This is a genomic window from Mucilaginibacter agri (genome assembly GCF_009928685.1).
Classification (GTDB): Bacteria; Bacteroidota; Bacteroidia; order Sphingobacteriales; family Sphingobacteriaceae; genus Mucilaginibacter; species Mucilaginibacter agri.
This window is the reverse complement of sequence record NZ_WWEO01000043.1, coordinates 741,721-756,281: the sequence shown is the minus strand read 5'-3', so window position 1 is coordinate 756,281 and position 14,561 is coordinate 741,721. Positions and strand designations below refer to the sequence as shown.

General features: G+C 43.7%; 16 protein-coding genes. 6 read left to right on the top strand and 10 right to left on the bottom strand.

Annotation, left to right across the window (positions count from 1 at the left end; translation table 11 throughout):
• Window positions 1–82: 82 nt before the first annotated feature.
• The 3 genes from GSY63_RS16345 to GSY63_RS16335 all read right to left on the bottom strand — a co-directional run bounded on the left by GSY63_RS16345 (window position 83) and on the right by GSY63_RS16335 (window position 2,355).
• Window positions 83–451, bottom strand: coding sequence for a hypothetical protein (locus GSY63_RS16345; RefSeq protein ID WP_166586873.1), 369 nt, complete (start codon window positions 449–451; stop codon window positions 83–85).
• A gap of 35 nt (window positions 452–486) precedes the next feature.
• Window positions 487–1,803, bottom strand: coding sequence for a gluconate:H+ symporter (locus GSY63_RS16340; RefSeq protein ID WP_166586872.1), 1,317 nt, complete (start codon window positions 1,801–1,803; stop codon window positions 487–489).
• Between the two features lie 153 nt (window positions 1,804–1,956).
• Window positions 1,957–2,355, bottom strand: coding sequence for a hypothetical protein (locus GSY63_RS16335; protein ID WP_166586871.1), 399 nt, complete (start codon window positions 2,353–2,355; stop codon window positions 1,957–1,959).
• 126 nt (window positions 2,356–2,481) lie between these two features.
• On the opposite strand from GSY63_RS16335, the gene GSY63_RS16330 reads away from it, so the two are divergent.
• From GSY63_RS16330 to GSY63_RS16320, 3 genes are all read left to right on the top strand, one after another.
• Window positions 2,482–2,700: a hypothetical protein gene (locus GSY63_RS16330; RefSeq protein ID WP_166586870.1), complete on the top strand. Its 219-nt coding sequence runs from the start codon at window positions 2,482–2,484 to the stop codon at window positions 2,698–2,700.
• A 100-nt stretch (window positions 2,701–2,800) separates the two neighbouring features.
• Window positions 2,801–3,598, top strand: a complete 798-nt coding sequence (locus GSY63_RS16325) for a TIGR00266 family protein (RefSeq protein ID WP_166586869.1) — start codon at window positions 2,801–2,803, stop codon at window positions 3,596–3,598.
• 69 nt (window positions 3,599–3,667) lie between these two features.
• Window positions 3,668–4,678 carry a WD40/YVTN/BNR-like repeat-containing protein gene (locus tag GSY63_RS16320; RefSeq protein WP_166586868.1) on the top strand — a complete coding sequence of 337 codons (1,011 nt, stop codon included), beginning with the start codon at window positions 3,668–3,670 and terminating at the stop codon, window positions 4,676–4,678.
• A gap of 3 nt (window positions 4,679–4,681) precedes the next feature.
• Here the strand turns inward: GSY63_RS16320 and GSY63_RS16315 are convergent, their stop codons facing one another.
• The 4 genes from GSY63_RS16315 to GSY63_RS16300 form a co-directional block, all read right to left on the bottom strand.
• Entirely contained in the window at window positions 4,682–5,902 is a 1,221-nt protein-coding gene (locus GSY63_RS16315; protein ID WP_166586867.1) for an RsmB/NOP family class I SAM-dependent RNA methyltransferase, read from the bottom strand.
• Entirely contained in the window at window positions 5,899–7,149 is a 1,251-nt protein-coding gene (locus GSY63_RS16310) for an ABC transporter substrate-binding protein (RefSeq protein WP_208094562.1), read from the bottom strand. Before GSY63_RS16310 ends, GSY63_RS16315 begins: the two co-directional genes overlap by 4 nt.
• A complete protein-coding gene (guaA, locus tag GSY63_RS16305; protein ID WP_166586865.1) occupies window positions 7,136–8,665 on the bottom strand; it encodes a glutamine-hydrolyzing GMP synthase in 1,530 nt (509 codons plus the stop codon). The genes GSY63_RS16310 and guaA overlap by 14 nt, the downstream gene beginning before the upstream one ends.
• 112 nt (window positions 8,666–8,777) lie before the next feature.
• A complete protein-coding gene (locus tag GSY63_RS16300) occupies window positions 8,778–9,023 on the bottom strand; it encodes a hypothetical protein (protein WP_166586864.1) in 246 nt (81 codons plus the stop codon).
• Window positions 9,024–9,193: 170 nt separating this feature from the next.
• On the opposite strand from GSY63_RS16300, the gene GSY63_RS16295 reads away from it, so the two are divergent.
• Window positions 9,194–9,715, top strand: coding sequence for a hypothetical protein (locus GSY63_RS16295; protein ID WP_166586863.1), 522 nt, complete (start codon window positions 9,194–9,196; stop codon window positions 9,713–9,715).
• A gap of 44 nt (window positions 9,716–9,759) precedes the next feature.
• Here GSY63_RS16295 and GSY63_RS16290 read toward each other — a convergent pair whose 3' ends face one another.
• On the bottom strand, window positions 9,760–10,008 hold the full coding sequence (locus tag GSY63_RS16290; RefSeq protein ID WP_166586862.1) for a hypothetical protein: 249 nt from the start codon (window positions 10,006–10,008) through the stop codon (window positions 9,760–9,762).
• A 111-nt stretch (window positions 10,009–10,119) separates the two neighbouring features.
• On the bottom strand, window positions 10,120–11,286 hold the full coding sequence (locus GSY63_RS16285; protein ID WP_166586861.1) for an alpha/beta hydrolase: 1,167 nt from the start codon (window positions 11,284–11,286) through the stop codon (window positions 10,120–10,122).
• 121 nt (window positions 11,287–11,407) lie between these two features.
• Here GSY63_RS16285 and acpS point away from each other — a divergent pair, with 121 nt between their 5' ends.
• Both acpS and GSY63_RS16275 read left to right on the top strand, forming a co-directional pair.
• On the top strand, window positions 11,408–11,782 hold the full coding sequence (acpS, locus tag GSY63_RS16280; RefSeq protein WP_166586860.1) for a holo-ACP synthase: 375 nt from the start codon (window positions 11,408–11,410) through the stop codon (window positions 11,780–11,782).
• Window positions 11,783–13,060 (top strand): phenylacetate--CoA ligase family protein, encoded by a 1,278-nt coding sequence (locus tag GSY63_RS16275; RefSeq protein ID WP_166586859.1) that lies wholly within the window; start codon window positions 11,783–11,785, stop codon window positions 13,058–13,060.
• Between the two features lie 656 nt (window positions 13,061–13,716).
• Here the strand turns inward: GSY63_RS16275 and GSY63_RS16270 are convergent.
• Complete coding sequence (locus tag GSY63_RS16270) at window positions 13,717–14,547, bottom strand: helix-hairpin-helix domain-containing protein (protein WP_166586858.1); 831 nt, start codon at window positions 14,545–14,547, stop codon at window positions 13,717–13,719.
• Window positions 14,548–14,561: the final 14 nt, after the last annotated feature.

Here is a 14,561-nt window from a genome sequence, read left to right as displayed (position 1 = left end):
TTGATAAATAATTATTTAGGCTGTTGCAAATTACACTAAGCTAAACATGCGACACAATACTGTGCGCTAACAAATAAGACATTCATTGATCTTTATAATGATGCTTACGCCATATTTTCAAAGGGACAATTTTGTCATTTAATATATCCCAGTAATTAATCTCATTAGTTTTCGGATTCACCAAAAAAGTTTGATGAGGCATTAATCGATCGTGTTGATCTTCGGCAATTGTAACATAGTAATATTTTTGATTCTTAGTCGGTACATGATCAATATAAGCCGCCATACGAATATGATGCTGTTCGAAACTTTTCTTTTCATCAACAATTTCAGGCAAAGAAGTAATCAGACGTATAACCCGGTTTCGTTCAGGAGTTGACGAATAGTAATAGTTCTGAGCTTGGACGAAAGAAAAGAGAAATAAAAAGGTTAACGTTAGCGCCTTATTCATGTTATTTATATCTAACATCCGAGATTCAAAATCACCTACTTCACAACCACATTTAACACCATCACCCCAACTAACCCAATCACAGCCACCAACGTTTCCATCATAGTCCACGAGCGTAGGGTGTCTTTGATACTGAGGTTGAAGTATTCTTTAAAAAGCCAGAAGCCTGAGTCGTTTACGTGAGAAAGCACCAGACTGCCTGCTCCTATGGACAATACCATGAGGTTGGGGTTTACGTGGTATTGGCCAATCATAGGTGCTACAATGGCGGCGGCTGTTAGCCCCGCGACCGTACTCGAGCCTAAGCTGATGCGGATAATAGCTGCAATAAGCCATCCCATCACCAAGGGCGGAATATTAAGTGTTTGGATCTGGTCGGCAATTTGTGTGCTCACGCCGCTGTCTATCAACACTTGTTTAAAAGCACCCGAGGCCGCAATGATCAGCAGAATAACCGCAATATCTTTTAGCGCATCTACATAAATATTACTTAAAGCAGTCATTTTTTTACCCTGACCGATTCCAAGCGTAAACGTGCCGAATATTAATGCTATAAGCATTACAATTGCCGGATCGCTTACAAAAGCCACTGCTCTATTCACTGATGCATCCTGAACATTAAGACGAGGGTAAAGCGCAGCCAGCATCAACATAATAACGGGCAACAGTGCTGTAAAAAAACTGTTGAAGGTATTAGGCATATCAGCAGCATCCATTTCTGGCGCACGGAAGGTTTCCAATGGCTCAGACTTAATGCCCTTTAAAGTTCTTGCATACAGCGGACCGGCCAGGATAATAGTAGGGATACCGATAATAAGTCCGTAAATAAGCGTCATCCCCATATCGGCATGAAACTGTTTTACCAGCGCCGTTGGCGAAGGATGCGGCGGCAAAAAGCCATGTGTAACCGACAAAGCCGCCAGCATAGGTAAGCCAATATAAACTGCGTTGATCTTATATTTATAAGCGATAGAAAATATAAGCGGCACTACCAAAACAAAGCCAATGCCATAAAACAGCGGAATGCCCACCACAAAACCCGCCAGCACTAATGCCCACTGAATGTTCTTCTCGCCACCAGTCTTCACTAATACAGTGGCAATCTTCTGTGCGGCCCCACTACTGGCGATTAACTTACCAAGCATAGCGCCGAGGCAAATAATAATCAATAGCGACCCCATGGTATCGCCCATACCCTTTTGCACCGAAGCACTCACTTTATCCAGTGGGATGCCCAGCAGCAAGCCTGTAATAACCGATACAATTAATAAAGCCAAAAAAGGGGTAACTTTAGCCCAGCTCACTAAAAGCACAAGCAGGATAATGCACAGCAGGATGGTCAGTAAAGCCATTGATTAAATTACAGGTTAAATGGTATACGCGCGGTTATTGGTACAGCGCTGTGGCTAAAGTAGTAAAATCCCGCTAATTACTTAACCGCCGATCGTAACAGTTATGTATGGTTTGTTAACCAATAAATACTGGATATTAACCTTATTTGCGAGCTATTCTCTCACCGCTGTTACCCTCGAGCCCCCTTGTACTGTGGTTTCGAAAGTGATTTGCTTGTCTGTTATCTCAGAAACAAAGAAAGGGAAGTCGCGGCTTTGGCCTTCGGGAAGAACCTCGTGCACATTGATATTTTTGCCTGATAGCTTGTAGGTTCCGTGCGATAATATCTTGCCACCCCAGGTAATACTGAAATTGCCATCTGATTTAAAATCGATGAAAGGCTTGTTCTCTTCCAACTCGGCGGTAGTTACCGTATCTGGCGGGCTACTGTTTGGCACACCTACTTTAATATACTTCCAACGGCCTAGTATTTGCTCCGTTTTAAGGCCATTTAAACATGCTGTTGCAAATAATATAATGGTGGCGGTAATAATAAGCAGTGGCTTTTTCATGGGGTGAAAATAATAAAATAGCGTCGGCGCGAATATCCGATCTCAAAATTTCTTTTGAAGAAAAAAACATAATTCAACAACCTTACGTTTTAATACTATTGTTTGCCGGTCAAAAAACGATTTATTATGCAGTCTCTGTTCCATTGTCGAATGCAAGAAGCGCGGCTGGTCGCTAAAATAAGAAGTCAGGAAGCCGCATTACGCCGCAAAGCCGCGGAAGATAGCCACCTGCCCGTTTTAGAAACACTGAGAAAACTCCAGGCAGAACTGTCCCAAAAACAGCTGGAGATTGAAAAGATTCTCAATCACGAACTCAAAAGGCTGGTTCAGGAGCTAAAGAAATAGCCGGATAACTCCTAAATCTGCTGCGGAGCTCGCCCAATAAATTTTTACCGCTTTTTGTAACTTCAGCCAACATTGTGAGTTAAAATATAAAAACGTTTTTATGTTAAGGAACCACGAAATAGACTATCGCATTTTTGGCGAAGAAATGCAATATGTAGAAATAGAGCTCGACCCAAATGAAACTGCCGTAGCAGAATCTGGCGCTTTTATGATGATGGACGAAGGTATACAGATGCAAACTATTTTTGGCGATGGCAGCGCACAACAAGGCGGCGGTGGTTTAATGGGTAAGCTATTTAGCGCTGGCAAACGCCTTTTAGTGGGCGAAAGTCTGTTTATGACGGCCTTTACCAACGTTGGTGCAGGTAAAAAGCGTGTAAGCTTTGCTTCGCCTTACCCGGGTAAAATCATTCCGTTAGATCTGGCGCAATTGGGCAACGCCGTAGTCTGCCAGAAAGATGCTTTTTTAGCCGCGGCTAAAGGCGTATCCATCAACATCGAATTTCAACGTAAGCTCGGAACCGGTTTATTTGGTGGCGAAGGCTTTATTATGGAACGCTTAGAGGGTGATGGTATGGCGTTTATGCACGCTGGCGGTCACGTTTTTGAACGCACCTTGCAACCGGGCGAGATTATTAAGATTGATACCGGCTGTTTGGTAGGGTACACTTTAGGTGTCGATTTCGACATCCAATTTATAGGTGGCATCCGCAACAAACTGTTTGGCGGCGAAGGCTTTTTCTTTGCTACGCTACGTGGCCCGGGTAAAGTATGGATCCAAACACTTCCGGTTAGCAGATTGGCTAGTCGGATATTAGGTTACGCCACCGGCCCTCGCCGCGAAGAAGGCAGCATATTAGGCGGCCTCGGCAATCTGCTCGACGGCGACGGGTATTAATTTTTTTAGATATAGATGTATCACATGGTTTAATTGCTTCGTATTACCTAATAACCAGGCAATTAAACCATGAAACCATATCTAAAATTATTAACTCTTTTGGCTATCTGCACATTTTCGTCATGTGGCAAAGATGCCGTTATTAATCTCACAGACGCTTATACCGTGCTGCCGGCTACGCTCCCCGAAAACTTAAGATCAGTGTACTTTATCGATAATGAAACGGGCTTTGTTGGCGGCATTGGCGGCGGAATCTACAAAACTACTAACGGCGGTCAGAGCTGGGATAACTTAACCTCCAATGTTAATTACTCCATCTCTGGACTGTTTTTTACCAGCAGCAGCACCGGCTTTGCGGTTGGTGGACAAAACTCGTGCTCGGGTACGGGTTGTGTGCCTCCGGGCGGATTCATATTGCGCACTACTAATGGCGGCAAAAGCTGGACTAAAGTTTACACTCCATCTAAGCCTTTGGAGGTTACCTCTGTATGGTTTGTAAACCCATCTACCGGTTACTGTACAAACGGTACACGAATTTTAAAAACAACCAACGGCGGCGATAGCTGGAGCGAGTATGATTTAGGCGATATTGGCGGTTTACTGACGCAGGTACGCTTTGCCGATGCTAAAAATGGTTTTGCCGTTGCCCTGTTTGATAAGATAGCCCAAACAACTGATGGTGGTAATACCTGGCAAGTGATCAGTACGCAGTTTGATCAGGGTTATTATGCGGTAGTACCTACAAATGGCAGTATTTATGTAGCGGGGCAGAGGAAGATCATCAAATCTACCGATAATGGAACAACCTGGACTATGCTTAATAATGCACCCACCAACATGTTCTCCATATATTTTGTAAATGCTAAAAAGGGCCTGGCGTTGGGCGTGGGTAATTATTCGGGAGGAGATTTTGGTTATTCTTATGCTGCTATGTATGCAACTTCAGATGGCGGCGATACCTGGACTGGCTCTTCTGATATTAAAGATTTCGGAAATGTGCAGGCGGTTAGTTTCCTCGGTAATGGCACTTCCGGATACGGTATAAGTGGCAATAAGGTTATCCACTTCAATATAAAATAACCCCTACCTCAGTTCCACGTTCGGATCCCAGGGGATTGGTTCTTCCTGGATTACCGGGCGTGGATTTTGAATTAAACGGGCAGCAAACATGGTATCGGCCTTGTGGGTATAGCCTCTAATAACCTCTTGTTTTTCCAGCGTTAAATTCAGGTTTTTTACCAGGTAGTCAACTACTTCCTCGTTTTCGGTTTTAAAAGCTGAGCAGGTAATGTAGATTAGTGGCTTACCTTCTTTAAGGTACTTGGTTACGTTGGGCGTAATGCTTTTCTGTAGCTTCTGAAAAAATTCCATCCGGTAGGTTTCAAACTGGCTGATCATCTCCGGCGTTCGGCCCCAGGTGCCCGAGCCACTGCAAGGTGCGTCGAGGATGATCCCGTCAAACTCATAATCGTGCATTTCGGGATCCACGTTACCGGTAAGGTCTACCAGTTTTTTCTGATACTTGCGGATACCTGCCTGCTCAAAACGCTCATCGAGGTTGGCCAATATGGTTTCGCGAATGTCTGAAACCACCAGTTTAACAGTAGGTTCTATCTCGTATAACAATAAAGATTTTCCGCCCGATGCAGCACAGGCATCCCACCAATGCCCCCATTTCTCGGGCTGAAAGAATTGAGCCGTTTGTTGCGACGATCTATCCTGCACCTCAAACAAATGTTGCTTGGGGAATATATTTTCGAGCCGGGTACCATTAGGTAAGGCCAGGCAGCCATTGCCTTCGTCCTTAAACGCTACCTCAGCATTTTTTAGTTCGGTTTTTACCTGCTGCTCAAAGCCTTTCCGTATACGGATAAACAGATCGGGCTGAATGAAGAATGATTTAAGAAAGGCTTGTTTGTCTATACCCGCCGAAAGCTTATCCGTCCAGGGGTAAACTTCTTCCAATTTAAAATCCGGGTAGGTGGCTTTAACAATGTTCAGTTTTTCGTCGAGCGAAAAACCAATGCAGGCAGCCCAGTCGGGTTTAAAGTGCTGAATGAATGAGTTAAGCTGGTTATTACATAAAAACTCGGCAACCATCAAACGGTCTTCCGGCAGTTGATCTGCAAGCGCCCTCCCTAATCGAAAGTAATTGTAAATAAGCCTGCTGGCAACTTTTCTATCAGTAGAACCCATCTGTTTGTTCTGCCTGAAAAAACCGGGTAGAAACTTACTTAATGGCACATCAGCCGGATATTCAGCTAAAATTCGTTGAAATGTTTTGAGCTGATTCAGTGCCTTCATTCTATCGCTTTTAACTCAAAGTTAGTGTATTTCAATATATAAACATGGGTGTTTACCCAGCCTGTTGTTGGTTTTTTAACAAAGTGAAACTTGTTATGCAAACCCTCAAAATCAAGTGTTTCGGGCTTTAAAGTTCCGGTTTCAGATTGCGCCAGAAGCTCGCCAAAGTAGAATCCTTCATCAAATCCTTTGATCGAAAATTCGCTAGGCTCTAAATGATAAGCTTTACGATAGGCCTTGATAAACCCAATCATACTGCCCGATTTGTAATTCACATGGTCTGACGACGTGATCACCGTTTTTAACCTTTGTAACGCATCTGCCCGTAAAAAGGTTAGCTTCTCCCAGCTTGGGTGGCCAATTAATACTACCGGGTAAGCTTTAGCCAGCGTATCTAATGCACGCAAGGTTACTTGTAGAAATGCCTGGTTGGTTGATGGTAGCACAAAAACGTTATCTTCTGTTTTAGAAAGCTGTGGTAGCAAAGGCTTCAAATCACCCCTAACCACAGTTAGCGGAATTAGCTTCACATGTTGCTTGCTCAAACTATCCAATTGCTGTTTAAACGGCGTGAGGTAGTTATTGTCAACCGAAAAACCCGATTTTAACACAAATACCTTTTTTGCCTTTAAGCGCTCGTAAACATATTGCGCAGCACGTTTGGCATGATAATCCAATGGTGGAATAGCGGTAATCAGCAATGGACTGTGGAAACCACTTGGTGATGCCGGCGACAATGGCGATAGTACAGGCTTTTTAGTGATGCCGGTATTTGTGCTATTGAACGCTTTGATGCCATCCGGGAAAATAGGCCCAACAATCAGATCGTTATTATACAGTTTGGGATTGAGTGACAGGTTACGCGCTTCCGCAGGCTGATCCTTAGAATCAAGCAACTGCAGACGATAATTGTATCCGTTGGACGTTAATGAATCAAGCGCAAGCTTAAAGCCTTGATAGTATTCAACAGCCATGTTGGCCTTTTGCAAATCTGCCTTGCTGTACTTACCGCCCTGATTAAGATTATCCAAATTGAACGGTAACAGCATAGCGATGCCAGAAACCTTTTGAGGGGCTGGTTTAGCAGCTTTTACTGGTGTTGTGGCAACCGGTTTTTCGGCAGGTTTTGCCGCTGGCGGCGTTACTGAGGGCTGTGGCTTATTTACTATTGGCTGCGTTTTAGGCGAACATGCCGCCGCCCAAAACACAACCGATAATATCAGTAACTTATATTTATTCCCACTCAATGGTAGCCGGTGGTTTCGAACTAATGTCATATACTACCCGGTTGATGCCTTTTACGTTATTGATGATTTCGTTTGAAATTTTCGCAAGCAGGTCGTAAGGTAAGTGGCACCAGTCGGCTGTCATACCGTCTAATGATTCTACTGCGCGCAGGCATACTACGTTTTCATAAGTACGCTCATCGCCCATTACCCCTACCGACTGCACAGGCAAGTAAATTGCGCCTGCCTGCCAAACTTTGTCATAAACACCGGCCGAGCGTAAATTGTTGATATAAATTGCATCGGCTTGTTGTAAAATATCAACCTTCTCTGGAGTAATTTCACCTAAAATCCTGATAGCCAAACCCGGACCCGGGAAAGGGTGGCGCCCTAAAATATTATCATCGATGCCTAAAGCTTTACCTACTTTACGTACTTCGTCTTTAAACAAAGTGTTTAGCGGCTCAACCACTTTCAGCTTCATGAAGTCTGGCAAACCGCCTACGTTATGGTGCGATTTGATGGTTGCTGAAGGTCCTTTAACAGATACCGACTCGATTACGTCGGGATAGATAGTACCCTGCCCTAACCATTTTACATCTTGTACCTGGTGTGCCTCATCATCAAATACCTCGATAAACACACGGCCAATGGCTTTACGTTTTTTCTCCGGATCTGATAAACCGTTCAGCGCATCGTAGAAACGTTGCTTAGCGTCAACACCTTTTATATTTAAGCCCATGTGTTTGTACGATTCGAGTACCGACTCAAATTCGTCTTTACGCAGCAGGCCGTTATCAACAAAAATACAGTGCAGGTTTTTACCGATTGCGTGGTGTAACAACACAGCCGCAACCGACGAATCTACCCCGCCCGATAATCCTAATACTACTTTATCATCACCAAGCTTTTCTTTCAAAGCTGCAATGGTGGTTTCCACGAAAGAATCCGGTGTCCAATCCTGTGCGCAACCGCAAATATCTACCAGGAAGTTTTGCAGCAGCTGCTTGCCATCAATACTATGGGTAACCTCGGGGTGGAACTGAATACCGTAAGTTTGCGTACCCTTGATCTGGTAAGCAGCAACCTCAACATTATCTGTACTGGCAATGATCTCGAAGTTACCGGCAATGCGTTTAATGGTGTCCGCATGCGACATCCATACCTGCGAATTACCCGGTACATCTTTAAACAAAGGATTACTTTGGTTGATGTAATGCAAATTAGCGCGGCCGTACTCGCGGGTGTTTGATGCCATTACTTCGCCACCGTTGAAATGGGCAACGTATTGCGCACCGTAACAAACGCCTAAAATAGGCAGATTGGTGTGGTGCTTGGCGAATTCGAAATGCGGAGCATCTTCCTGACGAACTGAATATGGACTACCCGAAAGGATGATACCTTTTACAGTACTGTCAACTTCTGGAAAATTATTGAACGGGTGGATCTCACAGTAGATATTGAGTTCCCTGACACGGCGTGCTATGAGTTGTGTAAACTGAGAGCCAAAGTCAAGAATGAGGATTTTTTCTTGCATGGGCAAAGATAATATTTTTAGAGCCAAGAGCCAACACGCTAGTGCTTTTAAAATAAAAACGCAGCACCAGATTTCTGGTACTGCGTTAAAAATAGATCACAATTAAAAGCTTTTATAAACGTGGTCGCGGCGGTGGTGGCGGCGGTTTTGGTAAACGTATGTGTAACGTACTGTGGTGACTTGCATACCGACGGTTACGGTGATAACGCCTGTGCGGCAACGGCGGGCGCGGAGGCGGCGGTGGCAACTGAAAGCCAGCTACTTCGCTAGTAGACGCTTTAGTAACCGGAGCCGCTTCGGCAAGGTCAACAGTTATTATAGTTAGGGCAACGGCCGTAATAATTTTAGCAATGTTCATTATGTAGGGTATCAAAAAATAAATAGTCAGTTTGTTAAACGCAGAAAAGAGGATTTGGTTTGGATTCAATTTGAAACTCCAAAGAAATAGATATCGTATTAATAGTTCGCTACTACAAACACCAAATATCAAAGCGATAGCAAGCGGTACTCATTGCTAAAATAAAAATCATGAAAAATCTACGCAACCATGTTATTTTAATACTTACCGTTTATTTAATAGGTAATGTGAACCTCGCTCACGCTCAATCGGCCAATCATGATGCTTATTATAAAACAGGGGAAAGAGACATGCACAATACCTTGTTTAGTAAATTTGATACGTTAAGACGAAAACGAATAGATACCTGCCTAACAGCGGCAATATTTGCACAATTCACCATTAGTTCCAAAGGAAAGGTTTCTAACGTTCAACTTTTTGGTAGCAAAACAGCATTAGCGGCGTATGGGAATGAAATAAAATTTGTGGTTGAAAGTACAGATGGAAACTGGGCTCCGCAAACGTTCAATCACAAAGCAGTTGAAAGCGATCCAATAGTGCAACCGGTTTTTATAAAAATGGAAGACTGCCCCCCAAATTCAACCAGCGACACCTTTCGCGCCGATATACTATCTTTTTTTTCAATACCCGGTAAGAAAATATTTAGAAAAATCAATATGCTGAGTCCTTTAGTATTTGAAGCAAACAGATAGGCGCTAGATATACACAGCAAGCGTATTCTAGCTAGAGGAAAGCTCTAGATAACTTCGGCATAATCTTTTAATGCCTTTTTAACTGCATTACTTAAATTAACGTCGTCGTATCTGATACCATCAAATTTATTACTGCCTGAGCTAATAACAACGGTATAATTATCTGATGATCTTAATCCGTCATTCTTTATTATAATTATATCACCTCTTTTACCAACTTTTTCTAAAGCATCAATTATTTGATTAGCTGTAAATTCATGTTGATTGACAAGTAAGCTTTGAATTTCGTTCATTTTTGATAGCGTTGAACAACATTAAAGTTTAGAACAAAATATTTTGGGTCGGGGATTGCTTCGTACCTAGTAATGACGTAGTGGAAGATTTCTTGATTGGAACGCCTCTCCCTAACTCTTCGGCTTCTTCTTAGCCGCAGGTTTACCTTCACTTGGCCACATGGTGCGGTAATCTAAAGATGTACCCGTGTCTATGGCGGCGGGTTTGGGTTTTTCTACTACAGGTGCACTTTTACTGGCGGCGGATTTCGGTTTTTCTGCAACGGGTTCCGCTTTCTTTTCAGGGGCTTTCCACATGGTGCGATAGTCGAGCGTTGTAGCGTTTGGTTTGGCTCCTTTTTTATTGGGCTTTACCTTTACCTCAAATAGTTGTTCATATAAAAAGTCGGCAGCAAATTGGCCTGCTTGTGCCCAGCGCTCTTCGGTGTCTTTGCCGGGAGAAAATATCGGGTTAAAATGCTTCTGTAATTCGTGTGAGTAACCTTCGTAAACTTTTACCACGTTGGGAATCTTCAGCTCGTCGGCTTCTTTGTGAATCGAGGCTGCACCATACATCGGCGTGCCTTTATGGCCGGGATCTATGGTTCCATCAGTGCTGCCATAAACCTGTACAATAGGCGTTTTGGCATTTTTAAGCCAGTGGATATCAAATATTGCCCCCCAAAAGTTAATTACCCCTGCTATGTTCAGATACTTTTTAGAGTGCATATCGGCTTCCCCATTGGTGAGGCCCACCAATTCGCCCAGCTCGGCATTGTTACTATATGCGGCTTGCAGGGCCATAATCCCGCCGGCAGAGTTGCCGCCTAATATAATTTTATTGGTATCTATCTTATACTTTTCGGCATTCAGTTTAAAATAATCAATAGCTTGTTTCAGGTCCTGCACGGCGTAGTAAGTGCTTTTTTGCAGGTCGCTAATACTAATGCCGAAAATTGCAGGACGTTTGCTCATGCTGTAGTTAATAGCTACACACACATAACCGCGTTGCGCAAAAGTGTTACTCCACAGTTTAATGCCTTTGGCTTCTTTCGACCCAAATTTGAAGCCTCCCCCATGCATCCAGATAATCAACGGGCGTTTATGGGCGGTGTCATCATGTGGCTGATAAATATCAAAAAGGTGTGCTTTTTTGTCGGAGCTGTTGGAGTAGTTGATATTCTCGTCGATGGTGACATCCTTAAATATCATGTCTTTAAACCTGTGCTGGGTTTGGGCAAATACGGGTAGGGTAAGCAGAAAAAATAGAGCACCTGTAAAAAGTTTTTTAATAAACATGTTAAAGCAAAAAATTGAAATATATGTTATAAAACTGCTTCACAGCGGTTTATGTTAGCCACTAGCAAGGGCTTTGGCTTTTTTATTACATTTGATTTTTAAAGATGCAAGATAATAAAAAATGATTGCCGGATTAGGGACAGATTTAGTTGAGGTAGTCCGGATTTCTGCCGCGATGAATAAGTCGGACCAGTTTCGCGAAATGATATTTTCGGCTGAAGAAATTAACTATTGCGAATCAAAAACCAATAAATTTGAGCACTATGCCGCGCGCTTTGCCGCCAAAGAAGCTTTTTTTAAAGCCCTTGGCACTGGCTGGCTAACCGGCACTACCTTTAAAGAGGTTGAAGTAATTAATAATGGAGACGGAAAGCCCGAAATATTTTTGTCGGGCCAAACTGCCGAAACCCTTGCTCCTATGCGTATTACCAATATTATGGTATCATTATCGCATGTGAAAACAATGGCGCAGGCAGTGGTAATTATAGAGAAATAGATGATAGCACAGCAGGCTACCGAAGCCACACTTCTGCAAGAGCAAAAACTATGCGAATTACTGGTTTACCTTTCGCAGCATTCGCCTTACTACCGCGAATTGTTTGATAAACATAACATCGACATCAGCACCATTAAAACCGTTGCCGATTTAACCCGCATACCCACTACTGCCAAAGAAGATTTGCAGCAACGCAACCTCGACTTTTTATGCGTGCCCGCTGAAAAGGTAATAGAATATACATCAACCTCGGGCACACTTGGCGGGCCAGTTACGGTTGCCCTTACCGATAAAGACCTCGACCGTCTGGCTCTCAACGAGTATAACTCGTTTCTAAGCGCTGGTGCTACCAAAGACGATATCTTCCAACTCATGCTTACCCTTGATCGCCAGTTTATGGCTGGCATGGCCTATTATCTCGGTCTGCGTAAACTGGGTGCAGGGGCTATTCGTTTGGGTCCGGGTGTACCATCGTTGCAATGGGAAACCATTAAGCGATTAAAGCCTACAGCAATTGTTGCTGTACCATCTTTTATGCTGAAATTGATCCAATATGCTAAGGATAATAAAATAGACATTAACGCATCATCAGTAAAAAAAGCTATTTGCATTGGCGAGAATATCCGTAACACTGATTTCTCGCTCAATATTTTAGGGAAGAAGATCACCGATTCGTGGCATATCGATCTTTATTCGACTTACGCTTCTACCGAAATGCAAACCGCATTTACCGAGTGCAGCGAAGGCCGCGGCGGGCACTATCAGCCAGATTTGATGATTGCCGAGATACTAAACGACGACGAACAGCCTGTCGGTCCCCACACACCCGGCGAACTGACCATCACCACACTTGGTGTTGAGGGCATGCCCTTGCTGCGCTACAAAACCGGCGACATCTGTATGTATTTTGACGAGCCCTGCGCATGCGGTCGCCCGAGCTGGAGGTTATCCCCTATTCTCGGTCGCAAAAAGCAAATGATCAAATTCAAAGGCACAACCCTTTACCCACCGGCGCTTTTCGACATCCTGAACGAGCGTGAAGAAATACGAGATTATGTGGTAGAAGTTTACCCTAATGATGTTGGCCTCGACGAAGTGTTGCTCTACATCCTCCCGGCAGCCTATACCGAAGAATGCGATCATCAGATCCGCGCTTATTTGCAAGCAAGGCTAAGGGTTAGTCCGCATATTAAATACGTTTCTGCCGAAGAGATTCAGAAAATGCAGTTCCCGGAAACGGTTAGGAAAGCGGTTAAGTTTGTTGATAAGAGGGGATAATACGTAGCTTCTTTTATCCACGTGTCATTGCGAGGTAAAGCCAGTTCTGATAGTTATCGGGAAAGCAATCTCAGCCCTACAAAGCAATGACTCAAATCTCGCAGAATTCGTTTTTCATTAGGGTGGGTAGTGTAGGTTATGAAGTGTCAATGGATGTTCTTTTTCTTTTCTCTCAAAAGAAAAAGAACCAAAAAGAAAAGTCGTGGCTGCTTTATTTTCTATGAAAGTCAATAGTTGGGCAGGGGAAGTGCTACCCGAAAATCAAGAGGCCACATGGGTTAGCCGACCTTAGGACTGTGCGAGCAGTTTCTAATTTCTATTTTTCCTTAAGTTGGCAAATAGCTTCGGGCAAAAGCAGGCAGAACAATGGTGGATAGTGTGTAGGGAGAGGCATTGGAGATTTGACAGACGGGTTGGATACGTGCGGGCGTAAGCGGGGCAAAAGATCCCGGCCTGTGTGTTGTGACTGTTTGTGCGGCAGGCCTTGTGCGTAAAGAAGCCTCTTGCCAACAGGCGCTTTGGTTACTTTGGCGCCCCAAAGTAACAGCCAACCCGCGGCAACTGAGCGGGACAAACGCTCATCTTAGCGCTGACCTATGCAAATTGGGGCTTAGGGCACCTCCATGACAAGGTTCATCGTACCAACCATAAGCACACTACCTAAATATCCAATAAGCCCTAACCTTACTCAAAGTAACATCATCCAAAATCGCCACATCTTTCAGGTCATCAAAATTATCATAATCACCGTGTTCATTTCGGTACTGAATAATAGCGTTAATCTGTTTGTAGCTGAGATATGGATATCGGCGCAGATCGTCGAAAGTGGCTTGGTTGATGTTGAGTTTATGAATTGAAGCAGGATTTAGTTTAAGCTGGTCCTTGATCAACAGATAGTGTTCTTCGTCAATACCGAAAACTTCTTTCAGCTGATTCTTTTTATAGAAACCGCCCAATTTATCCCGGTAGCGAATAATGCGCATGGCGTAGGCTGGACCGATGCCTTTGAGCGTAACCAACGATGCAGAATCTGCACGATTGATATCGATAATTGCAGCGGGCATATCGGCTGGTAATTGGATGTAGGGTTCGAGGCGCTTGTAGTCATCTGCAGTAATGGAATACATCTTTTGCAGATCGGCCTTTTTATAAAACTTGCCGCCTTTAGCCTGGTAATTATCAATCATAGCTATCTGCCTTTCATTCATACCCAATTTGCGCCATTGGTCATCTGGCAGGTGATTGGGGTTGAAATTGAAGAGGACTGGCGATGCCGGTTTACTGACGTCGTCTACACTCGCCGAATCCATTGCCGGAAGTTGTGCAGCAACAGCGTCAAAGTCGTTAAAATTTATTACCTTATCTTTGTGCAACACCCGGTATGCATACGGAACCAATAAAACCAATATTATCAGTACAACCAGTATAACCAGGCCGTTCCATTCTTTCTTTGTTATGGAGAGGTAATTTTTAAGTGAGGTTTTCATACCGGAGGCCGTAA